The organism is Micromonospora terminaliae (assembly GCF_009671205.1).
GTDB classification, from domain to species: domain Bacteria; phylum Actinomycetota; class Actinomycetes; order Mycobacteriales; family Micromonosporaceae; genus Micromonospora; species Micromonospora terminaliae.
Genome location: NZ_CP045309.1, coordinates 1,763,454 through 1,786,845, shown reverse-complemented (window position 1 = coordinate 1,786,845; position 23,392 = coordinate 1,763,454). Strand labels below are relative to the sequence as shown.

Below are 23,392 nucleotides of genomic sequence, written 5' to 3'. Positions count from 1 at the left end.
ACGCCGAGCCGGCCTTGCGCGGACAAGCCGCTGGTGCAACCACTCCGGTCATCCGGGGGGAAGGAGGAGCGATGATCCACGACATCTCGTCGTCCACATGGCGGCCGAGCGCCAGCCAGGTCGCGTGGTATCTGGCCGAGCAGACGACTCTCTGGGCCGGTGGCCTGCAACACTGCCAGGCGGTCCTGGTCGCGGGTGACGTGGTCCCTGCCGCGCTGGCCACGGCATGCGCGGACCTGCAGCGTCGCCACGCCATGCTGCGACGGCACTTCCGCGACGTCGACGGAGAACCGCTGCTGGTGCCGAGCGATGGGTCGCCGGTGGAGCTCGTCGCCGGGGTGACCCAACCGTTGGACGCCACGCTCACGGTGGCCGCGGCCGACGCGAACCGACGGTTCGACCTGAGCCGACGACCGGCGATCAGGGTGGGCGTGTATCCGGTGGAGGGCGGCAGCACGCTGGTGGCGCTGACCATCCACGCCGCGGTGGGCGGTCGGTCCGTGGCGGCGCGGCTGCTCGATGAGTTGGGCGATCGGTACCGATCCGCGGTCGCCGACCCGCCACGTGCGTCGGACGGCACGCCGCCGATCGAGCCGGACGGTGCGGAGCGGACCACCGACGCCGCGCCCGCGCCCGACGGTGTCTCCGGCGCCCTCCCCGCGGCACCGCAAGCTGTCGCTTGGCCCACCAACCGTGGCCGCGGCCGCAGTCACGGTCGATCGATCACCAGGCCATGGTCGCTGGACGAGAGCCAGACGACACTGGTGCGACGCTTCGCCGACCAGACCGGTGTCTCCCTGGCCTCTGTCCTGCGGTGTGCCCTGCGCGTCCTCCTCCTCCGCGAGACCGGCGAGCCGGACGTCCTGATCGGCGCACCGAAGCCCACCCGAGCCGGCGAATTCCAGGTCGTGCCCGAAGAGATCCGGATCCTTCGCCACCCCCTCGACGAGCACACCTCGGTGGTGGACACGCTCCGGGCGGAGCACGTCAGTGCGACGCAGCCGGTCGACCATCCCGGGGCGCTGAACGCGCTTCTGTCGCGGGCGTTGCGCCCGGAACGAGGTGCCGAGGTCGATGTCCAGGTCGGCTTCCGGTGCGACACCGCAGCCGAGCCGCCCGCCGCCTGGGCCGGCATGGTGACGCGCGAGGTCGACCTGCCGGTGGCGCACTCACCGTACGAGCTCGAGTTCGACGTGGCGATCGGGAGGGATCGTGTCGTCGGCGCGTGGCGAGGCGCGGTCGGGCTGTTCGACGAGGAGACCCTCGATCGGATGGGCCGCAGCTACTCGACCCTGCTACATGGACTCGTGCACGGTCCGGCCGGGCCGATCGGCGAGCTCGACGTGATCCATCCAACCGACCGGGCGCGACTCGCGGAGTGGGAGGCGCCGACCTCGGGCGTGAGCGGCGAGGACACACTGGTCGAACTGGTCCATCGTTGGATCCGCGACACGCCCGACCGGCCGGCCGTGGTGATGGCCGACGTGGTCCACACCTACCGGGACCTGGACGACGCGGCGAGCCGGATCGCAGCCGGGCTGCGCGCGCTCCAACTCCCGGCCGAGTCGCCGATCGGCATCCTCGTGGCCCGCCGGGTGGAGCTACCGGCGATCCTGCTCGGAGTCGCCCGTGCCGGCCTGGCCGCCGTGCCCATGGATCCGGACCATCCCGCCGAGCGCCTGTCGTACATCGTCAGTGACAGCGGATGCGGCGGGGTGATCATCGACGGCACCCTACGGGCCGATCGGGCGACGGCACTCGGCGTACCGTTGGTGCCGTTGTCCGACCTGCTGGCGGCCGTCCCGGCAGCGGGAGGCCAGCCGCCGCACCCGGACTCCCTGGCCTACGTGCTGTACACGTCTGGATCCACTGGCCGGCCGAAGGGGGTCGCGGTGACCCATCGCGGCCTGGCGAACTGCCTGGTCGCCACCCGGCAGCTGCTTGACTTCCGGCCGGACCAGTCGCTGCTCGCCGTCACCACGATCTCGTTCGACATCGCGATGCTGGAGACCTTCCTCGCCCTGACCAGCGGCGGCCGGACGATCCTCGCGACCAGCGCCCAGGCCCGCAACGGAGCAGAACTGCAGGCCGTGCTGGCACGGCATCGGCCTGATGTCATGCAGGCGACGCCGATGACGTGGCGCATCCTGTTCGCCACGGGCTGGCCGGGCGATCCGCAGCTGACCGTGTCCTGTGGCGGCGACGTCGTCTCACCCGAACTCGCCAGCCGCCTGGTCGCCTGCACGAAGGAGTTCTGGCACACCTACGGGCCCACCGAGGCCTCGATGTACGGCGTGTGCGAGCGACTGCCGCGGCAGCCGCAGCCGCCGATCGTCCCGGTCGGCCGCCCGTTACCCGGCGTCTGGCTGCGGATCCTCGATGCCGCCGGCCGGCCGGTGCCGCCGGGTGTCGTCGGCGAGCTCCACATCGGCGGTGTCGGGGTGGCCCGGGGCTACATCTGTGCGCCCGGGCAGACCGCCGAGCGCTTCGTGCCCGATCCGAGCGGCGACGGCGGGCGGCTCTACCGCACGGGTGACCTCGCCCGGTGGCGGGCCGACGGCCGGTTGGAGCTCCGGGGCCGCAACGACCGCCAGGTCAAGATACGCGGGCATCGCATCGAACCGGACGAGATCGAGAGCGTCCTCAGCGGCCATCCGGACGTCGCGTTCGCCGCCACCGTGGTGGCCGGCCAGGACCGCGACAGCAGAGGCATCGTGGCGTTCCTCCAACCGCGGCAGCCAGGTCTCGGTCAGGACCTGGTGAGCCGAGTCGCGGCGCATGCCCGCCAGGCGCTACCGGCGTACATGGTGCCGTCCTCGTACGCGCTGATGAGCGCGATGCCGCTGACCGCCACGGGCAAGATCGACCGGGCTGCTTTGGCCCGCATCAGGCCACCGCGACCGAACGGCGCCGAGAGCGACCCGGAAGCACGCTGGATGACCGAGGCGTGGCGTGCCGTTGCCGGCGACGACGACCGGGCCGAGCTGCCGGGAGACCTGCGACTCGCCTGGAAGCTTCGCGCCCTCGTCCGGCGCGAGTTGGGCGTTCAACTTCGTCTGGACGACATCGTGGCCGCGTCCACGGCCGCCGATCAGGCACAGCGGATCCGACAGGCCCGGCTCGCCGCCGGCGCACCGCCACTTCGCTGGTCCGGTCGTCCGGATCGATCCGCGCTGGTGCTCCTTCAGGGGGACGCGGCCTGGCCGGCGCAGGCGGTGGCGGAGTTCGAGCGCTGGTTCAGGGTGGCGATCCTCGACATCTCCGACGGGCGCCCGCAGGACGTCCCGGCGCGGCTGGCCACGATTGATGCTCCGGGCGCCGCCGTTCTGGCGGCGTGCGGTGAGCTCGTGACCACGGCGGCCGAGTTGAGCCACACGATGCGCGAGCGGATCGGCGTCGGGCCGAAGGTGCTGGCGGTCGAACCGCCCGCGCCGAGCGGTTCGCATCCGCCGGAGCACGCTCCGCAGTGGGTGGTGAGCCACGACCGCGGGCTGCTCCGCACCTGGCGGGCGACAGCAGAGGACGCCGATCTCGTGCTGTTGGCGCTGGGACACGATGCAGCCACGGACTGGTCGCTGCTGGCGTCCGTCGTCGCCGGGATGCGTTGACCGCCGGCCCTCGGCGCGGGAGCCGGCAATCGCGAAGTGGTCGAAATCGGTACGGCGGGCGACGGTGGAGCCGTGACGACGAACGGTCGCCCCGCGAGGAACCACGCGGCATCGTGCCCGGTAGAAATGGATGGTCAATGACCGCGAACATGAACACCGCCGCACTCGACCTCCCCGCGCCGCCCGAACCGGGCCTCACCCCGGAGCAGGTGATCGCGAGAGCGGAGGCGATGATTCCCGAGCTCGTCGAACGCCAGGCCGAGGTGGAGGAGCGCGGCTTCTATGCCGAGGACATCCACGAGCGCTTCGCTAGGAACGGCTTCTACCGGATCCTGGTGCCCCGCCGTTACGGCGGGTACGAATTCGGGGTCGAGGCCTTCCTGCGCGTCGCCATGACCCTGGTCCGCGGTTGTTCCTCGACCGGCTGGATGTACAGCCTCGGGGCCTCGCACGCGCTCATGGCCGCCACGGTGTTCGACGAACAGGCCCAGGCGGAGCTCTTCAGCTGCGGCGACTTCATCTGTCCCAGCACCGCGGTACCCAACGGAACCGCCGTACCCGCCGCCGACGGCGGCTGGACCGTCAACGGCACCTGGCCGTACAGCTCCGGAGCGCCGTACGGCACCCACTTCATGGGACACACGCTGATGCCCGCCGAGGGTGGCCAACCGCCGACGCCGCTGCTCTTCGTCGCACCGCGGAGCCAGTGGGTGCGACTGGACGACTGGGGACAGCAACTGGGCCTGCGAGGCAGCGGTTCGCACAGCGTCAGGATGACGAACTGCCATGTTCCCGATCACCTGGCTCGACCCGGGGTGGTGATCGTCGATTACGACGCGACGTCGGGCACGCCTGGACGCACGCTGCACGGCAACCCCGAATACGGTGGCGCCCTGCATGCCTTCATCAGTCTGCTCAACTGCTCCATGGCGGTGGGCATGGCCCGGGGTGCGCTCGACGCGTACGAGGACCTGCTGCGCGACCGGACGACCATGGTGCCGCCGGTGGTGCCCCGCTATCAGGACCGGGACTACCAACTGTGGTACAGCGACGCCTTCGGGATGATCGGCGCCGCCGAGGCCGCCCTGCTGAACGCGGCCCAGCAGTGGCGCCACACGGCCGCCCTGGGCCCGGCCGCGGTGACCAGGGAATCGGACCTGCGCCTCTCGGCCATCTGCCTGCAGGCCGCCAACCTGTGCTGGGAGGCGATGGGGAACTACATCCTTCCCACGGCGGGTTCGAGTGCGATACGGCACGGTGAGCGCCTCGAGAGGGTGTGGCGGGACATGTCCACGCTGCGTACCCACGCGGGCTTCTCGGTCCTGCTGCGCACGATCGCCTTGCGCGAACTCGCCCAGAGCCTGGCGCGTTAGGGCGGCAGCGGGGCGGTCTGACGACCGCCCCGCTTCGGTGCCGGCCGCCGCGGACCCGCGGGGACCGGCCTCGGTCGATCAGGCGTACACATCCGAGGCCGACCGCCGCGGCCCGTGCCGACGCCGGATCGCCGCGACGATGCCGCCGCAGGCCGACCGGGACGCCGCCGGCGTGGAAAAGGGGCGAAGGACGGCCGGGTGACCGTCCTTCGCGCACATGGGTCAGCACCGCCCGGCGGGGAGTTCCCAGAACCTGGCGGTGCCGCCCATTCACGGTCGGAGCGCGGTCGGTTTCGACCTCCGGTATCCGACTCAGGATCTCAACCGGCCGTCACAGCTGCGACGGCCTCGATCGTCGGGTCACGCGCCTCCCGATTCGAGCCGCTCCGGCCCAGCCTCGATGATCTCGAGGAAGTGCTGCTTGATCTGATCGACAAGGCCGGCGTCGTGCAGGTCGGTCCGCACCTGCAAGCCGATGTGGAGGCCCTCCGGGGACGGCGTCACCAGGAGCATCACGACGAAGAAGGTCTTCGTGGCGAATGCGGTGCCCTCGGTCACGAGGGTCCCGTCGACGCCACTGAGGCTGAGGCTCGGCGTCGAGTTGTAGTTCAGCGCCACCATCCGGTCGAGCGGGATCGTCCCCTCGGCGCCGCTGAGCACGTCGGCCAGGTCCTTCGGTGCGAGGAGAGCGTCCCGTGCCGCCATTGCCTGCTGATACGACTCGCGCATCCGCGCGAGGAGGTGCGGGCCGGAGCGGGACGGACCGTTCGGGCGCAGCAGGATGGTGCCCACCCGGTTGGTGACCGTCCGGTCGATCACTTCCCCGGAGTTGTTCGCGATCGGGACCATCATCGCGAAGTCCGGCAGCGCACCCGCCCGGACCAGGGACTCCACGTACACCGCCGCCACCGCCACGGATGACGGCATGCCGTTGTTCCGCGCGTAGTCGTTCCAATGCCGCAGGTGCGACTCCGGCACGAGGAAGCTGCGCAACACGGCCGGTCCCAGGGCCGTGTACCGGGAGCCGTCGGCCTTCGGCGGGGTCTGCGCCGCCTCGTTGCGGAGCCGGGGAAACTGGCAGACCGGGAGGTCACGGAGCTCGTCGCGCCAGTACTGACGCTGCGCCTCGATGTCCGGCGACGTGAGCTGGCGGCGGAAGTCGCAGGCCATCTCAGCGAGCGAGGCGGTTCGGCCCGGCCACCGCGGCGTCCGCCCGGCCACCCGCGCCGCGTAGGCCACCGGCAGCTCCGCCGTCACGATGTCCCACGACCGGCCGTCGAAGCCCGAGTGGTCCACGGCCAGCCCGAACAGGGTGCGTCCGCTCTGCCCGCTGCGCACGAGCACGCACCGCCACACCTTCCCCTCGTCGACCCTCAGCGGCGTCCGCAGTGTCCGCCTGAGCGCTTCGATCGCCGCCTGATCGGTGTCCTCATCGCCCAGCCGGTGGAACTCCACCCGTCCCGGGTCGGCCGGCACCTCCGCCAGGCCAAGATCCGGCCCGCTGAGATACCGGGCGTGCAGCGCCTGATGACGGCGGTGAACATCAGTCGCGGCACTCTCCAGAGCCGTCGCGTCGATCTCGCTGTCGAACCACCAGGCGATCTCCACCACGATCTCCTGCGGCACCGACTCCGCCTGGATCGGACTGATCGCCACGAGCTCGTCGCCTTCGCCGGCCGACGGCTCGGCGGGTACGCCCGCGTCGTTGCTCGCCTTGTCGCGGTTGGCATCGATCCATGCCGCGAGCTCAGCGACGGTGGGAGTCCGGAAGATCTGGGTGAACCTGACCCGCACCCCGGTCATCTGCTCCAGGCGGGCGCAGGCGACTGTCACCCACACCGAGTCCAGTCCGAGATCGAACACGGAGGCCGTGCGCGGCAAGCCAGGAACATCGAGCATCTCGGCGAAGAGGCGCTCGACCAGGACCTCCGTATCGCCGTGTGGGCGCTCCTCCCCGACGACGCCGGACCATCGAGCGGTACCGGAGGTCTCCAGGGCTTCTTGCTGCGTCATTTCCACTCCTCCTCGGAGGGGACGGGAACGGCCGGCAACCACGATTGCCTAGATGCCGAGGGTCGCTCGGTCCTCTCCCGCACGGCACCTCTGGGCTTGCCCCGCGGCCCGCGGCACCCGCCCGACGACCGAGGCGAGGGCAATCCGTGAGGTGCACCTGGTGGGGCCGCCTGCCACGTTGGGACCTGCAAAAGGACCTTCAGTTCCGGGCTCGCGAATGGGGAAAAGGCATGGGTTCCAGCTCCGCCCGGGAACAGCTCGCCGCGCATGCGCCGTCCGGGGAGCTGCCCGAACCAGTATTCGCCAATCCGTCGGCCTACCGGGCGCCCGGCACGCCCCGGCAGGAGACGCTCTGCACGCTGTTCGCGGAGGCCCTCGGCGTGACCAGGGTGGGATTGGACGACAGCTTCTTCGACCTCGGCGGCCAGTCCCTCAACGGCGTGCGGCTGGTCAACCTGATCAACAAGGCGCTCGGGTCGGAGCTGTCGATCGACCAGTTGTTCGACTTCCCGACCGTCGCCGAACTGGATCAGCATCTCGGGGCCGATCCGGACCGGACTCCCCCTCAGCAGCACACCGCGACCAGCAGGAGGCAGGCGTGACCACAACCGACGCCGAGGGCCGGGCCGCAGTGGCCCCCTTGTCGCTGAACCAGACGTTCAACAGCCTCTTCGACGGGGGTGGCGACGACGGTCCGTTCGGCTGCCGCAACCACGCGGTCACCGCGTGGCGCGTCACCGGTGGGCCGGTCGACAGTGAGGTACTGCGCGACGCCCTCCTCGACGTCGTGACCCGGCACGAGGCACTCCGGACGCGCGTCGCCGGGCCGCCCGACGACCGGTACCAGGAGATCCTGCCGCCGAGCCCGGTCCGGCTCGAGGTCCGGGACTTCCCGGCCGTTCCCGAGGACGCCCGCGCGGATGCGGCCGAGGCGCTGATCCACGAAGTCGAGACCGGGACGATGAGCGCGTACGAGTCGCCGTTCCTGCGCGCCGTACTGGCCAGGTTCGATGACCGGGACGCGGTGCTGGTCCTGATGGCACATCACATCAGCGTCGACGGACAGTCCCTGGACGTGATCATTCGGGACCTGGCCAACCGCTACGCCGCCCGGACCGGACATCGCGTTCCGGACCTGCCGACGACCCGGCAGTACCGCGAGTACGGCACCTGGGAGCGTACGGCTGCCGAGTCGGCCACAGCGCGCGAGTACTGGCGCCGCCGGCTGGACGGCGCCCAGTTCACGGCGGTCCCGACGGACATGCCGCGCTCGATGGGCCTCGCTGAGTCGACAGCCCGGCACCGCTTTCTGATCCCGCGTGACGTGATGACGGCCATGGACCGCGTGGCCAGGGCGAACCGAGCCACCCGCTTCATCGCCGTCGCCGCGGTCTACCAGCTGCTCATGCATCGGCTGACCGGCGCCAAGGATGTGGTGACCGCGACGTTCACGCCGGGCCGCGCCGGCGGGCTCTTCGACGAGACCGTCGGTTCGCTCTACAACTTCGTACCGCTGCGCACGGACCTCACCGGATGCATGTCATACGGGGATGTGCTCAAGCGAACCCGGCGCACGTGTCTCGAGGCCTTCGCCCACGACATCCCGACCATTCAGATCTTCGCCGAGGCGCCGGAGCTGATGGCCCCGGCAATGGCCGACAACGCGGCCGCGACGGTGTTCCAGAGCGTGCCCACGAACCCGGTCGTGGACGCGCCCGGTGACCTGAGATTCGTGCAGATCACCCGGCTGCTGAAGCCGCAGAAGCTGGCGTCCGCGATCCCGGACGGCGCGCTGTGGGACGTGAACATGGACCCGTCGGGCGATGCCATCGGCGCCGTCGCCTACAAGCGGAACCTCTTCCGCGAGGACACCATCGTCTCCATGGCCGCGGAATTCGTCGAGATCGCCCGCGCCTTCAGCTCGTCCCCGGATGCTTCACCGGGCCTGGCATGACGCCCGGTCCGGACACCGCGGCCGGGTCTTCCTCGCTCAGGACAACGACAGCTTCGTGCACGGCGATCCGGCGCGACGCGAGAAGAGGACGTGCCTCGTGACGAACAAGCTGCAAGACATGCGGTTCGGTATGTTCATCCCTCAAGGCGGTGATTTCGAGCTCCGGGGCGTACCGGTCACCAAGCAGTGGGACGTGATACGTGATCTCGCCCAGGACGCCGACGCCGGGCCGTTCGAGTCGATCTGGGTCTTCGACCACTTCATCACCGATCCGCCATCCGATGAGCCGACGTTCGAGGCATGGTCGATGATGGCGGCCTTCGCCGCGTGCACCTCACGGGTGCGGCTGGGGCAGCTCTGCACGTGCATGGGCTACCGCAATCCGGCTTACCTGGCCAAGATGGCGGCCTGCATCGACGTCATGTCCGGCGGCCGGCTGGAGGTGGGCATCGGCGCCGGCTGGTACGAGCACGAATGGCGCAGCTACGGCTACGGCTTCCCCAGCGTCAGCGACCGGCTGGGCATGCTCGACGAGGGCGTCCAGATCATGCGACAGATGTGGACGACCGGGTCGGCCACCCTGATGGGCAAGCACTACCAGGTCGACGGCGCGATCAGCCGGCCGCTGCCCTTGCAGGACGGCGGGATCCCGCTGTGGATCGGGGGCTCCGGCGAGAAGAAGACCCTGCGGACCGCGGCGAAGTACGCGCAGTACACCAACTTCGGGGCGTCACTGGACGGGTTCGAACACAAGTCCCGGGTCCTGGCCGCGCACTGCAGGGATGTGGGCACCGACTTCGACGCGATCACCCGGTCGGTCCTGCTCAACGTGGCCATCGGTGAGACCGAGAAGGATGTCGCCGACCGGGTGGCCTGGGTCCGGGCCCACTACGAGCCGCTCCTGCCGCCCGAGAGGCTCGAGCCGCTCCTGGGCTACTGGACAGAGGGCCTGATCGGCACGCCGGAACAGATCGTGGAGCAGCTCACCGAGGCCGGCCGGATGGGCGTCGGCTACGTGATCGCCCGATTCATCGACGCGGCCTACGACCGGACGAGCATCGACCTCTTCACCAACAAGGTGATACCAGAGCTGTCCCGATAACTCACGGGTGGAACAACGACGCGAGCAGGCCCCGATGAACCGGCAGCGCCGCGGCACCGACGCGGCGCTGCCGGTTCGGTCGCGCCCGTCGGTCTGCGCGGGTGCATCCCTGCCGCCGTCGGCCGGGCCGGGACGACCGCAGGCGCCCACGAACCGATCCGCGCGCACGGAAAAACCTCGCCGCAACGGCTACCATCGATAGCTGCTCTGGCCTCGTCGCCGAGGCGGACCGCGCGCTCGAACGGGCGAGCCGAGTCTTCGAATGAGCGAGCTGAGGGGGCGGCGGGTGTCGGCTGGCGGGTTTTCGGCGAAGCGGCTGGTTCGGGTGCGGCGCCTGCTCGAGCGTCTCGTCGACTCCGGTTTCGTTCCTGGCGCGCTGGTGGCCCTCGCCCGCCATGGCGAGGTGCATGTCGAAGCCACGGGAACCCTGGCGTTCCAGGGCGCGGGGGCGGCGATCCCGATGGCGGGCGACACGATCGTGCGGATGGGATCGATGACGAAGCCGGTCGTCGCGGCGTGCGCGATGACGCTGGTCGAGGAGTGCTTGCTGCGTCTGGACGACCCGGTGGACGACCTGCTGCCGGAGCTGGCGGACATGAGGGTGCTCGCCGATCCGGACGGGCCGCTGCACGACACGGTCCCGGCTAGCCGCCCGATCACGCTGCGGGATCTGCTGACCTTCACACTCGGCACCGGCACGGTGATCGCCGCACCGGGAACGGTTCCGATCGCCGACGCGCTGGAGGCTGTCGCCAGGCCCGACCTGGACTCGTGGTTGCGTGACCTGGGCGCGCTACCCCTGGTCCATCAGCCGGGTGAGCGCTGGATGTACGACACCGCCGCCGACGCGACAGGTGCGCTCATCGCCCGGGCCACCGGCAGGTCTCTCGGGGAGGCCGTGCGCGAGCGGATCTGCGAACCGCTGGGGATGAAGGACACCGGGTTCAGCGTGGAAGGCGGAAGCCTCGGCCGGCTCGCGACGGCGTACGAACGGGACAACGGCCCCGCCGGCGAGGCCATCGTCGAGGACTCCCCCGACGGACGATTCAGCCGGCCCCCGACGTTCGAGGGCGCGGGCGGTGGGCTCGTCTCGACCGCCGACGACTACCTCGCCTTCGCCTCGGCCCTGCTCGCCGGCGGCACCTACCACGGCGAGCGGGTGCTCTCGCGGTCGTCGGTGAGCCTGATGGCAACCGACCATCTGACCCCCGCGCAGAAGGCCGTCTCGGGATTCCGGCCCGGGTACTTCGACAATTTCGGCTGGGGTCTCGGGATGGCGGTCATCACCCGGCGCACGCGCCTGGGCCCATCGGTCGGCAGCTACGGATGGTCCGGCTTCTATGGCACCGCCTGGTACAACGATCCCGCTGAGGACATGGCGTCGGTCGTCATCATGCAGCGGGCACACATGGGTGATCAGACGCTGCCGCTGTGGAACGACATGTGGACGGCCGTCTACCAGGCGATCGACGACTGAGCCGGCGATCGGCGACGCCCCGGTCCAGCGAACCGGCCGACCGGCGGGCCGGGTCCGGCGTGTCAGCCATCGACGCCGACGGTGCTGTCCCATCGATCGTGTTAACGTCTCTCAACCACCGTCGTACGGCGATCACTTGCGGAGGGTTGATGAGGCCGACGAGCGAACGCATCGACCGGCGCTACAGCGACGAGGCCGGCCAGGCCGTCCCGTGGACCGAGGCCGAGGCGAGGCTGGCCGTTGCCGAGCTCGCCTGGGTGGTGACCGTGCGACCGGACGGCCGTCCGCACGCGACGCCGATGGTGCCGGTGTTCCATGACAGCAAGGTCTACTTCCACACCGGCAGCACCGAGGTGAAGTACGCCAACATCCAGGCCAATCCCCACGTGCTCGTGCTCGCCGGTGACACCGCCTGGGAGCGAGGGCTGGACGTGGCCGTCGAGGGGACCGTCGCGCCGGTCACCGACGACGCTCTGTTGCGGAAGCTCGCTGAGCTCTACCGCGGTCGCTGGGACGGCCGATGGGAGCTCGAGATCAAGGACGGCGCCGTCGTCTCCGACATGCCCGACACGGACATCGTGGTCTTCGAGGTGACCCCGAGCAAGGCGTTCGCTCACGCCAAGGGCGACCCGTTCAGCCAGACCAACTACCGCCTCTGAGCAGCGCCGCCGACGCGGCCCGGTGACCGTTACGTGACTCCGTAGCGCATGCCCCCGGTCACGGCGCCACGCTCGAGCCACCGGACCGCGTCCAGGTCGCTGACCACGCTGGTGCCGTACGCCGCAACGAGCTGGCGGCCGCGCTGCTGCCCCGTGCGGTCGGCCCACAGCTGCACGACCAGATCATCGGCCTGTTGCACCCGCCGCAGGCTTCGCCCCGAAGATCGCCCAGCACGCGGTGGAGTGGCACACCTGCTGGCGACCGTCAGCCAGGATCCGGCGGGCAGACCCTCGCCGGTTTGAGGTGGCGTTTCAGCTCGTCCCGGTGCGCGACGCGGTGTGGCCGATCCCGACAACTACTCGGACTCGCCTGGAACGGTCCTGTCGCTATCTTACGAACGCGCTGCCGTCGTGTTCCTTCGCCATTTCGTTGCGCTGATTGCGGGTCCACCGGACGCGCCGGCAACCTCCAAGATGCAGCGTCCGCGGCCCCGGCAGCATTCTCGTAGAACGAGCACAATGCGGCTTCGGTCAAGCACGCCGAGGTGGCTGAAATGCGGAAGGACGACCTGCGCGTGACCGTTGACATCGCGAACACCCAGAGTCCATACGATCGGACCCTGGCAGCAGAGTTTCCCATCCTCCCACCCACACCCTACGCCTCCACAATTGTCGGGGTGGGCACGGCCTCGTCCGCCACGTCCTTCTCACAGCAGGACCTGCTGGACACCTTCGCGATCTCCGACCCGAAGATCCGCTCCGTCTTCCTCAACAGCGCGATCCGCCGGCGCTTCCTGGAGCTTCCACTCCCGGCGCCCGACGGCACCCCGGCTCTCGAGACGCAGGCGGACCTGCTCGATCGGCACAAGAGGCTCGCCGTGGACATGGGCAGGCGCGCCCTGCAGGCGTGCCTGGACGACGTCGGCGCGACGATCGCCGACATCCGCCACCTATGCTGCGTGACATCCACCGGATTCCTCACGCCGGGGCTCAGTGCCCTGCTCATCCGTGAGCTGGGCATCGACCGGCACTGCAGCCGGACCGACATCGTGGGGATGGGATGCAACGCGGGGCTCAACGCCCTGAACGTGGTGTCGAGCTGGTCCGTGGCCAACCCGGGCGAGCTGGCCGTGGTGTTGTGCACCGAGGCCTGTTCCGCCGCCTACGTCCTGGACTCAACCATGCGCACCGCGGTCGTGAACAGTCTGTTCGGCGACGGCGCCGCTGCGCTGGCCGTGGTCGGCCGTCCCGCCGGCGACTCCGTGGGCGCCCCTGGTGGTCCCCGCATCCTCAAGTTCGCGAGCTGCATCATCCCCGACGCGATCGACGCCATGCGCTACGACTGGGACAGTACCCAGAACCGGTTCAGCTTCTTCCTCGACCCGCAGATCCCATACGTTGTCGGCGCTCACGCGGAAATCGTCGCGGATCGTCTGCTGGCGAACACCGGCCTGCATCGAAGCGATATCGCGCACTGGCTCGTGCATTCCGGTGGAAAGAAGGTGATCGACGCGGTCGCGGTCAATCTTGGACTGAACCGTCACGACGTCCGGCACACCACCGGCGTCCTCCGTGACTACGGCAACGTGTCAAGCGGATCGTTCATTTTCTCGTACGAACGCCTCCAGCAGGAGAGAGTTACCGTACCGGGCGATTATGGAGTGCTGATGACCATGGGTCCTGGTTCCACCATCGAGACGGCGCTGATCCAGTGGTGAGCGCGGAAACCGTCGGCCGGGGCGAGCACTACGCCGCCAACGGCACGCGAGGCGACGTCGTCCTTCGCATCGACGGCTCGAAACCCCTGACGACGGAGTCCGTCGCCGCGGTGGAAGCCGCATGCTCGGCTGCCGAGTCGGACACGTCCACGACCATGCTTGCGGTGCAGGTGACCGGTACACCCGGCAAAGACTGGACCTACGGCCTGGAGGTGGCGCTGGTCAGCAAGTGGGAGCGGGCACTGCGCCGGCTCGAACGCCTCGGCGTCACGACCGTCGCGGTCGCCTCGGGCGACTGCGGGGGCCTCGCCCTCGACGTCCTGCTGGCGACGGACTACCGCATCGCCACCCCCGATGTCCGGCTGTCGCTGCACGTCGACGGGGACGCCACCTGGCCGGGCATGGCGGTCTTCCGGCTCGCACAGCAGTCCGGCGGGAACCGGCTGCGCCGCGCGATTCTGTTCGGTGCCCCTCTGGACGCGCAGGACAGTCTCGACCTCGGCCTCGTCGACGAGGTGACCGACGACCTGGCCACGGCCCTGACCGCCACCGCCGAGATGGTGGGCGGTCTGTCCGGCAGAGAACTGGCCATCCGTCGGCAACTGATGTTCGATGCCACGACCACCAGCTTCGAGGATGCCCTGGGCCGCCACCTCGCGGCCTGCGACAGAGCCCTTCGGCGGTCGGCCACCACCAGGACGCCATAGCCGTTCCCCCGCACCGCGTTCCCGCGGGAGTGGGGCCGTGACCCGCCGACGGTCACGGCCCCACTCCCTGTTCGGAGGAGCCGCGCGTCGACCCGCTCGCCGTGCGCGTCAGGACACCACAACCGCCGGCCGCCAAGGGGCGGCCGGCGACCTGCTTCAGCAGCGAGGGGCGGACGCCGGCCACCCGCCGGCCCTGGTCGAAGGCGAGCGCCGCCCGGCCCGCGGACCGATCCCGGTCACACGACGGGCGACCGGTGCTCTGATGAGCACCGGTCGCCCGTCACGTTCGGTCGAACAGCTCAGTCGCGCGGACAGTTCTGGTAGACCGCCAGCTGCCACCGGCCGTCGCGCCGGACCAGGATCCAGGACGCCCGGATGGCGTCCCGGTCCGCCAGTTCGGTCTCGCCGGACGCGATGACACCGCCCGTGGTCAGCAGCGCCACGGCGCCCTCCGCGAGCGGCTTGAGGTCGATGGGGGTGCCGGTGACCCGCGTGCCCTTGTAGGGCCCGGCGTACTGGGTCGCCATGAACTCCCGGATCTCGTCACGGCCCTTCTTGTACACGCCGGGAAGGATCAGCGTTCCGTTCTCGGTGAACAGGTCGGCGAAGGCGTCGGCGTCGTGCGCGGCCCACGCCGCAACCATCCGCCCGGGTACGGCGGCGATCTCGGCCTGTTCGGCGCCGGGCCCGGTCGGCGCGGCGGCCGGAGAGGAGTTCGTCGGCATGATCGTCTCGCTTTCGTGGAGCGGGTAGGACGCGTTGGTACGGACGGGCGCGGGGTGCCGCGGCTCGGGAGTTGAGCCGCGCCCCGGTCAGCGGGGGAGGGATCGGGAGAAGGTCCGGATGTCGCCGACCAGAAGCTCCGGCTGCTCCAGTGCCGCGAAATGCCCGCCTCGGTCGAACTCCGACCAGTGGGTGAGGGTCGGCATGATCTGTTCGGCGAACCGGCGGACCGGGCGTACCGCGTCCTTGGGGAAGGACGCGACCCCCACCGGCATCGCCAGCGGCCAGGGTCCACCCCAGGTCCTGACGAAGTCGGCGTCCATGTGGCTGGACTCGTAGTACAGCTGGGCGCTGGATCCGGCCGTCGCCGTCAGCCAGTAGATCGAGACTGCGGTGAGGATGTGGTCACGGCTCACCGCGTCCTCGGGCACCTTCGCCGAGTCGGTCCATTCCTTGTACTTCTCAGCGATCCAGGCGAGTTGCCCCACCGGCGAGTCCGTCAGGGCGTAGGACAGCGTCTGCGGACGCGTGGACTGGATCCGCTGCCACCCCGTTCCGTCCTGCATGAAGCGGCCGGTGAACTCCAGCCGGTCCAGGTCGGGCTGGTCCAGGCCGGCCATGGCCGCCGGGTCCGGCGGTGGGAACGCCACGCACATGTTGAGGTGGACGCCCACGACGTGCTCGGGGTCGGCCAAGCCGAGCCGCAGCGAGATCGGCGTTCCCCAGTCGCCGCCCTGAACGGCGTACCGGTCGTAGCCGAGGCGGCGCATCAGTTCCTTCCAGGCGCCGGCCACCCGGCCGGTGTCCCAGCCGACCTGGCCGGTCGGGCCCGAGAACGCGTACCCGGGAATGGACGGGATGACCAGGTGGAACGCGTCGGCCGAGTCACCGCCGTGCCGTACCGGGTCGGTCAACGGCTCGATGACCTCCAGGAACTCCGCCACGGTGCCGGGCCAGCCGTGCGTCATGATGAGCGGTAGCGCGCCGGCCTCCGGTGACCGGATGTGCATGAAGTGCACGTTCACGCCGTCGATCTCGGTAACGAACTGCGGGAACTCGTTCAGGCGCGCCTCGGCCGCCCGCCAGTCGTAACCGGTGCGCCAGTACTCGGCCAGCTCCTTGAGGTATCCCAGCGGCACACCTCGGTCCCAGCCGACGCCGGGCATCTCGTCCGGCCAGCGGGTGTTGGCGATCCGCTGCTTCAGATCGTCGAGATCCGACTGCGGAACCTCGATACGGAACGAACGCATCATGCACCTCCAGAACTAGTCACGGGCCACTGCGAGCGGTGCCGGCGCCGGCGTCCGGCGACCGGAGTGCCGCAACGTCCGGAGAATCCGGCCGGGACGAAGAAGAGCCGTCGGTTCGTCGACGAGGCCGGCAACTCTCATGAGGGCGTTGGTGAGGCTCTCGTCGTATACCGCTGCCCGCTGGAGCCGGGCGACGTACCCGTTGATCATGCGGACCTTGGCCGTCCGGCGGCCCTCCACCCCGGGGTAGCCGAGGTCGGCGGTCGCGGCGAAGTCCCAGGGTGAATCGATCTGGCGGGAGATCGCCTGGAAGAAGTCACGCGCCGGTGGCACGGGAGCCTTCCTGAGCTGATCGGCCAGCACCCGGGACTCGATGGCGGCAACCGCCATGCCCTGCGCGTAGACCGGGTTGAAGCTGCACACCGCGTCGCCCATCACCAGCAGGCCTTCCGGGAACCGGGACAGCCGCTCGTATCGGCGGCGGACGCTCGCCGGGAAGCGGAACATCACCGGGTCGTCGATGGGCTCGGCCTCGCGGACCGACTCGTAGATCTCCGGCACCGGCAGGGAGCGGACGAACTCGAGGAAGCCGTCGGGGTCCGTCGGCGGATGGTCGCCGAGCACGCCGGTGAGCGACAGCTCGACCCGGCCGTCGTCGCCGGGGAGCCGGTAGTAGAAGGCGCCGCGCGGATGTGAGGGGGTCGCCGCGGCGATGATGGCGATGTCGCTGCCGAACGGATCGCGGGACACCCGGTAGTGGCGCGTGGTGTAGGCCAGGTCGACCTTCACCCGGTCCTCCACCGGCCGGGAATAGCCGAGCTCCTCCAGCCACGCCGGCGTCCGTGAGCCCCGGCCAGTGGTGTCGACGACCAGATCGGCGCCCAGGACCTCCAGGCCCGAACTCCCGTCGCGCGGCTGCACGCGCACACCGGTGACCCGGCCCGCGTCGGGGGTCGTCTCGAGCCCGACGATGTCGTACTGCTCGAGGAACCGCACATTGCGGACCTCCTGCACCCTGCTGCGCACCAGCCGCTCGATGACGGGCCGGGTGCACGGGACCGAGAGAAGCCCGGTCTGTGCCGGGCGCAGGAGCATGCCGTTGAAATACCAGCGGATGTCGCCGCTGAAGTCACCTGGCCGGACGCCGGCGGCTTCCATGTCCGTCATGAGGCCGGGGAAGCGCTTCTCCAGGATCTGCTGGCCGCGGGCGACCAGACCGTGGGCGTGGCGGCCGTGCGGGACACCGCGCCGGGGACCCGCCACTCCGGCCAGCTCGTCGCGATCCACCACGACTACTTCCGGGTAGACCTCGGCCAGCACGTCGGCGGCGAGCAGACCGGCCAGGCTACCGCCAAGTACCACTGCCCGGTTACCGAGCTGATCAGGCATTGCGATCTCGTCCTCCCTTGTGGGCCGAGAGCCTGCGCCCTCGCGTACCGGTAGCCGTCGCGCCAGGCGGGCGAATACTTTTTCGCCTCATGACCACGGCAGAGCCAGAGCCAGAATCGACGACGGCGGCGCGCTCGGGCACCTTCCGCTGTGCTACGGCTACGGCCCCGGCACCGCTGGGTGGGCTGGACCGATCGAGCACCACCGGACAAGAACCGGCGCGCACTCGTGCGAACGATGGTCATGGACGACGGTCAGTCAGTCGATCATGAGCTGGCGACGACCGTCGCTACCACTCCCGGGTGGCGGTCAGCCCTCGGACGGCGAGGCCGCCGGCTGCATCGGCGGCGCTAGTACGTGAGGGAGCGGCATGACGCATTCGGGCGACGAGCGGATCCTCCGGCGGCTGAGCCCCGGCGACACCGATCCGATCCTGGTAGCCGACTTCCAGGCGATGTCCATGTCCCCGCGCATGAGCGAGATGCTCAGCGAACGGATTCCGGGCCGCGCCGTCTTCCAGATCGATCCCATCGGCGTGCTGTCCGAGGACCGCCGGTACGTTCCGCTGCCGGAGCTGGCCGCAGCCTGCGTGAGCGAGTTCCTGGGCTCAGGCGCGGACCACGGCCACGTCCACGTCGTCGGCCACTGCAGCGCCTCGCCGTTGGCGCTGCGCGTCGCGGGGCTGCTGGCGTCCAGCCGCTCGGTCACGGCGGTTCTGGTGAATCCCATGTGGCCCGTCGACGACGACGTGGCGCTGAAGTTCACCGAGTTCCTCGGCAAGTTCGGGCCGGCCACGCACGCTCCCCCGGAGCTGACCGCGGACCCCGACCTCGACATGTCGAGGATGGAGGGGATCCTTCTCGACAAGGTGACCGCCCTGGCAGCCAGCAGGGGCCTCAGCGGCTCGGCGGGGGCCTTCTCGGACCTGATCGTGTGGTACCGCGCGTGGCTGGCCTTCCTGTTGGCCGGCCGGAACGACACGCAGATCGGGCTCGCCGCCGGACGAGCGGCGGTGACGGTCCTGTCGGACTCCCCCGCGACCGTCCGAGTGCCGGGCCGGGACGAGGATGCCTACCTGGTACGGGAGATGCCGGCGCAACCGGTCGGCACGGTCACGCCCGAGCTGGCCGAGATCGTCGCCACGAACATCGCACCGAACCTCAGGACGGCTTGACTTCCTCCCCCTCCTGAAGGAGGGGGATTCCCACCGGCCTTACGGCCGATCCGGCTTACGCCGGGCGCCTCACGGCGGGGGGTTCCTGTTTCACGGCCGACCGCGGAAGGGAGGGCCTTTGCCGTCTCACGTCAGCTCCACAGGCATCACCGCGGTTGCCCTCGGCTACGGCTCGACCAGCCGCAAGGATGTTCTTCGCCGCGTTCACGTCCCGATCATGGCGGGTGCGGCAGGTGGGGCACGTCCAGTGCCGGGTGGAAAGACTCAGAACGGCGAGCAGATGCCCGCACGCCGAGCAGGTTTTGGAGCTGGGGTACCAGCGGTCGATCACCACGAGGGTGCGGCCAGCACGCTCGGCCTTGTACTCCAGCTGGCGGCGGAACTCGCCCCAACCGCAATCGGAGATCGCTTTCGCGAGGCTGCGGTTGCGGAGCATGTTCTTGACCGCGAGGTCTTCGATCACGATCGTGTCGGCGGCCCGAACCAGGTTGGTGCTGGTGCGGTGCAGGAAGTCCACGCGAGCGTTACGGACCTTGCGGTGCGCGCGGGCGACCTTCGCCTTGGCCTTGCGCCGGTTCGCGCTGCCGCGCTGACACCGGGCCATGCGCCGCTGGTAGCGAGCAAGGTTACGGGCCCGACGGTCCAGGTGCCGGGGGTTGGCGATCCGCTGCCCATCGCTGGTCACCGCGAAGTCCTTGACGCCAAGGTCGATGCCGATCTCGTGCCCGGTCGCGTCAAGCGGTTCGGGCAAGTCGGTGTCGACCGCGAACGTCACGTACCAGCGGCCGTCCGGGTCGTCGGGAGATCACGACCATGGTCGGATTGAGGGTGGCGATGTCGACACCGCCGAACGACCACGCGAACGGCAACGGCCCGTTCGTCTTCGCCACGTGCAGCGCGCCGTCCTTCATCCGAAACGCCGAGCGGGTGTAATGCGCCGACTGGCGAGCGTTGCGGCTCTTGAAGCGCGGGTACCGGGCGCGACCGGCGAAGAAGCTCGCGAACGCGGTGTGCTGGTGCCGCAGGGTCTGTTGCAGCGGCACCGACGACACCTCGGACAGGAACGCCAACCCCGCGGTCCTCTTCCATCCGGTGAGGACGGCGTCGGTCCGCCTGTACGAGGTCCGCTCGCCCCGCTGGTGGTGGGCGGCGTGGCGTTCGGCGAGGGTCCGGTTCCAGACAAGGCGCACACACCCGAACGTTCGGCTGAACACGGCCGCCTGCTCGGGTGTCGGGTAGGCCCGACATTTGTACACCGTCCTCATAGGACTGACGGGCATGATCTGCCCTCCTGTGTAAGAAGGCGGGTTGCGCGTCAGAGGACTCCGTTCTCGAACCGCCCCGGCTTCGCCGGGCCGCTCCTGACGGAGCCCGAAATCCTCCCCGGCCTGAAGGCCGGGGCATTCTGCGGAGGTACAGGTGACGGGCCCGTCCGGGACGGCGCCCGCATGCCCGGCCGCGGGGTCTCCTGACCGATGCGCGCGCTTCGCGTCAGCCGCTTTCGCCTGACACACGGCGGCCCGGCTGCCGCTTGACGTAGGCAGCCGCTGGTCACCCGGCTGGTCGATGGTCACCAGGCATCACGAACGAGCGCGGAAATCGGCGGCGGCCGGAACGCGACCGGCACCACCCGCCTCGAACGTCGGCGGCAGGCGCCGATCTCGTACGCCTCGGCGTCCAGGCCGACTGTCGCGCCCACCTCGTCGATGGCAGGGCCGGCTGGGCCGATCCGTCGGCCCAGCCGGCCCTGCTTTGGTTCTCGGGCCCTGACCGGCGGGGTCGGATAGCGCCGGCCAGGGCTTGCCCGGATCACTTCACCGCATCGACAGCCTGCAGGTCGAGGGATTCCGACACCGCCGGCCTGGTCCGCTCACCCCACCGCGTCACGGCCGGCATCAGCAGGCTCGGCAGGAAGAAGAACAGGCCGAGTCCGATCAGGCCAGGCACGCCGAGGCTCAGGACCACCCCGAGGAGCAGGGCCGGAGCCGCCGCGTTGCCGGTGCCGGCGAAGATCCCGCTGAAGCCGTCGTACTGCGCCTGCGCGTGGGCCGGAGGCAGGTTCAGGGCGATGGAGAAGATGCCGGCCGTGTGCATGATCTCGCCGTAGCTGTGCAGGGCGACGGCCGTGATCACCACCGCCAGCGCCGCCCAGCTGGGCAGCCCGGCCGCAAAGGCCAGCACGCAGCAGCTGAGGAGGAAGGCCAGTCCGGCCCGCCGCCACGCGAGCCCGCCCTGCCGGATCGTCTGCACCTGACCACCGAGGCGGACCTGGAGCAGGATGATCATGATCGTGTTGATCGCCAGGGACACCGGGATGGCCCAACGCGGAGCGTTCGTCTTGTCGACCACCCACAGCGGAAGCAGCAGGGTGAGTACATAGAACTGGGGGTGGATCGAGGCCTTCAGAAGCGCGAACACGACGTACGGCTTGTCACGCACCGCGATCCAGCGCGGCCCGGTGGCCGGCTTCGGCAGTGGCTTGTAACGCGGCAGTCTGCTGAGAACCGCCCAGGTGACCACGAAGCTGAGCAGATTGACGATGATGAGCACGCGATATGCGGCCGGGGTGCCGAGCTGGATCGCGATGCCGGAGGGAATGAGGCCGACCGACAGGCCCAGGTTCGTGACCGCGTAGATCGAGGATCGGAAGGCGGGCGCGTCGTCGCCGGCCACCCGTCGCAACAGGGCTCCCTCGACCGTCCCGAGCGCATTCGACGCCACCAGGTGCACGGACGCGGCGACGAGGAAGGTGACGAAGTCGCCGATGAAGAGGAAGGCCAGCATCGCCGCGGCCTCCACCAGCAGCAGGGCCCTGATCACCTGGGCTGGGCCGCGCCGGTCGGCCAGTTCGCCGAGCGGGAGAGCCATCGCCAGCGCGACCGAGGCCGCGATGGTCAGGCCCAGGCCGACCCGGGCCGCGGACAGGCCGACGACGCGGGTGAAGTACAACGGCAGGCTTCCGATCAGCAGCCCGCTTCCGAATGTGTTGATGAGCGTGGCCACCACGTACAGGCGCTTCGGGCCCGGCTCGCTGGGGAATAAGGACCTGACGACGCGAACTGGGTTCCATCGCGGCATGGCTCCGCCTCCGATCTCTGTGTCGGTCGCTGGCAGCACGATCTCGAATCCGGCCTCCCGGCAACATCTTCGGGATTGCCTGGCTGTACGGAGACGTGCGTGCGACGCGCAAGTGATCGAGAACCGGCTGGCGAACGCGCAAAGCTCGATGAAGTCCGGCGCCGCGGCGTGGACCGTCTGCTTCGAGGCGGCCGGCGGGCGCCGGTCACGTCCGGCCCAGGGCGGTGTCATCCGATTCCACACCGCCTCGAGGCGGTCTCGACCGAGGCCCCATCCGGGCCCCACCGGCTCTCGAGGTCCCCGGTGCAGAGTTCTAACGGATCGTGTTGCTCCGCTCACGGAGGCCCCACATGAACAGTGCTATCAAGTCGGCCATAGCGCGCATCTGGGCGAGCTACAGCGAGCCGTTGTCGCTCGACGACATCGCGAAGAGCGCAATCCTGAGCCGGTTCCACTTCTCCCGGGTGTTCCGCGCCGCGACCCGGGTCTCCCCCGGCAGGTATCTCTCGGCCGTTCGCATCTACCAGGCCAAACGTCTGCTTGCCACGACCACGCTGAGCGTCACGGACATTTCCCTGGCGGTCGGCTTCAACAGTCTGGGCTCGTTCACGAATCACTTCACCGACAGCGTGGGCACGTCGCCCAGCCGGTTCCGACGGATGTGGGCCGAGGGCATGCGTGCGACACCGCAGCCCGAGAACCGGTCACTGCCCGAGTCTGGCACCGTGACCGGCACGGTCACCCTACCGCCGGGGTACGCCAGGGCCCGCGTCTACATCGGCGCCTTCGACACCCCGATCATCCAGCGTCAACCAGCGTCCTGGACCGTCGTCGAGGCGGAAGCCGGCGTGAAGGCCCGCTACTGCCTGCCCGCCGTCTCCCCCGGGCAGTGGTACGTCAGGGCCGTGGCAACGGCCGACAGCGTGGACCCGGAACCGTGGACCCGGCGCTCGCTGCTCCTCGGTGACGTCGATCCGGTCACGGTGACGGACAGGTCAACCAGCGTGGTCGGCATCGCGTTGCGGCCGAAGCGGATGACGGACCTGCCCATCCTCTACGCGATCCCCAACCTGGAAACTCACTGCGCGGGTCGTGCCGGGCAGTCCGCGCCGGGCCAGACCGCAGAGCTGGCGTCCCAGGGCAGGTAGCGACGCGGGCGCGGACCCG

At 69.9% G+C, this 23,392-nt stretch carries 19 protein-coding genes; 11 read left to right on the top strand and 8 right to left on the bottom strand.

Features of this window, described 5'->3' with window-relative positions:
• The first annotated feature begins 71 nt into the window (after positions 1 to 71).
• A complete protein-coding gene (locus GCE86_RS08065; protein WP_154226358.1) occupies positions 72 to 3,608 on the top strand; it encodes a non-ribosomal peptide synthetase in 3,537 nt (1,178 codons plus the stop codon).
• Between the two features lie 137 nt (positions 3,609 to 3,745).
• Positions 3,746 to 4,981 (top strand): acyl-CoA dehydrogenase family protein, encoded by a 1,236-nt coding sequence (locus GCE86_RS08060; protein ID WP_420846491.1) that lies wholly within the window; start codon positions 3,746 to 3,748, stop codon positions 4,979 to 4,981.
• Between the two features lie 360 nt (positions 4,982 to 5,341).
• On the opposite strand, the gene GCE86_RS08055 is transcribed toward GCE86_RS08060, so the two are convergent.
• A complete protein-coding gene (locus tag GCE86_RS08055; protein WP_163636895.1) occupies positions 5,342 to 6,994 on the bottom strand; it encodes a condensation domain-containing protein in 1,653 nt (550 codons plus the stop codon).
• Positions 6,995 to 7,224: 230 nt separating this feature from the next.
• On the opposite strand from GCE86_RS08055, the gene GCE86_RS08050 reads away from it, so the two are divergent.
• The 5 genes from GCE86_RS08050 to GCE86_RS08030 all read left to right on the top strand — a co-directional run bounded on the left by GCE86_RS08050 (position 7,225) and on the right by GCE86_RS08030 (position 12,186).
• On the top strand, positions 7,225 to 7,596 hold the full coding sequence (locus GCE86_RS08050) for a phosphopantetheine-binding protein (protein WP_154226356.1): 372 nt from the start codon (positions 7,225 to 7,227) through the stop codon (positions 7,594 to 7,596).
• Positions 7,593 to 8,948, top strand: a complete 1,356-nt coding sequence (locus GCE86_RS08045) for a condensation domain-containing protein (protein WP_154226355.1) — start codon at positions 7,593 to 7,595, stop codon at positions 8,946 to 8,948. Before GCE86_RS08050 ends, GCE86_RS08045 begins: the two co-directional genes overlap by 4 nt.
• 118 nt (positions 8,949 to 9,066) lie before the next feature.
• Positions 9,067 to 10,050, top strand: coding sequence for an LLM class F420-dependent oxidoreductase (locus tag GCE86_RS08040; RefSeq protein WP_154226354.1), 984 nt, complete (start codon positions 9,067 to 9,069; stop codon positions 10,048 to 10,050).
• A 262-nt stretch (positions 10,051 to 10,312) separates the two neighbouring features.
• Positions 10,313 to 11,527 (top strand): serine hydrolase domain-containing protein, encoded by a 1,215-nt coding sequence (locus GCE86_RS08035; RefSeq protein WP_154226353.1) that lies wholly within the window; start codon positions 10,313 to 10,315, stop codon positions 11,525 to 11,527.
• A gap of 149 nt (positions 11,528 to 11,676) precedes the next feature.
• Positions 11,677 to 12,186 (top strand): pyridoxamine 5'-phosphate oxidase family protein, encoded by a 510-nt coding sequence (locus GCE86_RS08030; RefSeq protein ID WP_154226352.1) that lies wholly within the window; start codon positions 11,677 to 11,679, stop codon positions 12,184 to 12,186.
• Positions 12,187 to 12,215: 29 nt separating this feature from the next.
• Here GCE86_RS08030 and GCE86_RS08025 read toward each other — a convergent pair whose 3' ends face one another.
• Positions 12,216 to 12,386, bottom strand: a complete 171-nt coding sequence (locus GCE86_RS08025) for a hypothetical protein (protein WP_154226351.1) — start codon at positions 12,384 to 12,386, stop codon at positions 12,216 to 12,218.
• A gap of 354 nt (positions 12,387 to 12,740) precedes the next feature.
• On the opposite strand from GCE86_RS08025, the gene dpgA reads away from it, so the two are divergent.
• Both dpgA and dpgB read left to right on the top strand, forming a co-directional pair.
• Positions 12,741 to 13,904, top strand: coding sequence for a 3,5-dihydroxyphenylacetyl-CoA synthase DpgA (dpgA, locus tag GCE86_RS08020; protein ID WP_154226350.1), 1,164 nt, complete (start codon positions 12,741 to 12,743; stop codon positions 13,902 to 13,904).
• The gene (gene dpgB / locus GCE86_RS08015) at positions 13,901 to 14,611 is read left to right on the top strand and encodes an enoyl-CoA-hydratase DpgB (protein WP_154226349.1); all 711 of its coding nucleotides are present in this window, start codon (positions 13,901 to 13,903) and stop codon (positions 14,609 to 14,611) included. Before dpgA ends, dpgB begins: the two co-directional genes overlap by 4 nt.
• Before the next feature lie 299 nt (positions 14,612 to 14,910).
• Here the strand turns inward: dpgB and GCE86_RS08010 are convergent, their stop codons facing one another.
• The 3 genes from GCE86_RS08010 to GCE86_RS08000 form a co-directional block, all read right to left on the bottom strand.
• Positions 14,911 to 15,336 (bottom strand): SgcJ/EcaC family oxidoreductase, encoded by a 426-nt coding sequence (locus GCE86_RS08010; RefSeq protein WP_154226348.1) that lies wholly within the window; start codon positions 15,334 to 15,336, stop codon positions 14,911 to 14,913.
• An 87-nt stretch (positions 15,337 to 15,423) separates the two neighbouring features.
• The gene (locus GCE86_RS08005; protein WP_154230386.1) at positions 15,424 to 16,584 is read right to left on the bottom strand and encodes an epoxide hydrolase family protein; all 1,161 of its coding nucleotides are present in this window, start codon (positions 16,582 to 16,584) and stop codon (positions 15,424 to 15,426) included.
• A gap of 15 nt (positions 16,585 to 16,599) precedes the next feature.
• Positions 16,600 to 17,973: an FAD-dependent oxidoreductase gene (locus GCE86_RS08000; RefSeq protein ID WP_154226347.1), complete on the bottom strand. Its 1,374-nt coding sequence runs from the start codon at positions 17,971 to 17,973 to the stop codon at positions 16,600 to 16,602.
• Positions 17,974 to 18,343: 370 nt separating this feature from the next.
• Between GCE86_RS08000 and GCE86_RS07995 the strand changes: the two genes are divergently transcribed.
• Positions 18,344 to 19,147, top strand: coding sequence for a hypothetical protein (locus GCE86_RS07995; protein WP_154226346.1), 804 nt, complete (start codon positions 18,344 to 18,346; stop codon positions 19,145 to 19,147).
• Between the two features lie 55 nt (positions 19,148 to 19,202).
• Here the strand turns inward: GCE86_RS07995 and GCE86_RS31795 are convergent, their stop codons facing one another.
• The 3 genes from GCE86_RS31795 to GCE86_RS07985 form a co-directional block, all read right to left on the bottom strand.
• Positions 19,203 to 19,922, bottom strand: a complete 720-nt coding sequence (locus GCE86_RS31795; RefSeq protein ID WP_204342855.1) for an RNA-guided endonuclease TnpB family protein — start codon at positions 19,920 to 19,922, stop codon at positions 19,203 to 19,205.
• Positions 19,882 to 20,361 carry a helix-turn-helix domain-containing protein gene (locus GCE86_RS31790; RefSeq protein ID WP_244317227.1) on the bottom strand — a complete coding sequence of 160 codons (480 nt, stop codon included), beginning with the start codon at positions 20,359 to 20,361 and terminating at the stop codon, positions 19,882 to 19,884. Before GCE86_RS31790 ends, GCE86_RS31795 begins: the two co-directional genes overlap by 41 nt.
• A gap of 595 nt (positions 20,362 to 20,956) precedes the next feature.
• On the bottom strand, positions 20,957 to 22,150 hold the full coding sequence (locus GCE86_RS07985; RefSeq protein WP_163636897.1) for an MFS transporter: 1,194 nt from the start codon (positions 22,148 to 22,150) through the stop codon (positions 20,957 to 20,959).
• Positions 22,151 to 22,575: 425 nt separating this feature from the next.
• Between GCE86_RS07985 and GCE86_RS07980 the strand changes: the two genes are divergently transcribed.
• A complete protein-coding gene (locus GCE86_RS07980) occupies positions 22,576 to 23,373 on the top strand; it encodes a helix-turn-helix domain-containing protein (RefSeq protein ID WP_154226344.1) in 798 nt (265 codons plus the stop codon).
• The last annotated feature ends 19 nt before the right edge of the window (positions 23,374 to 23,392 follow it).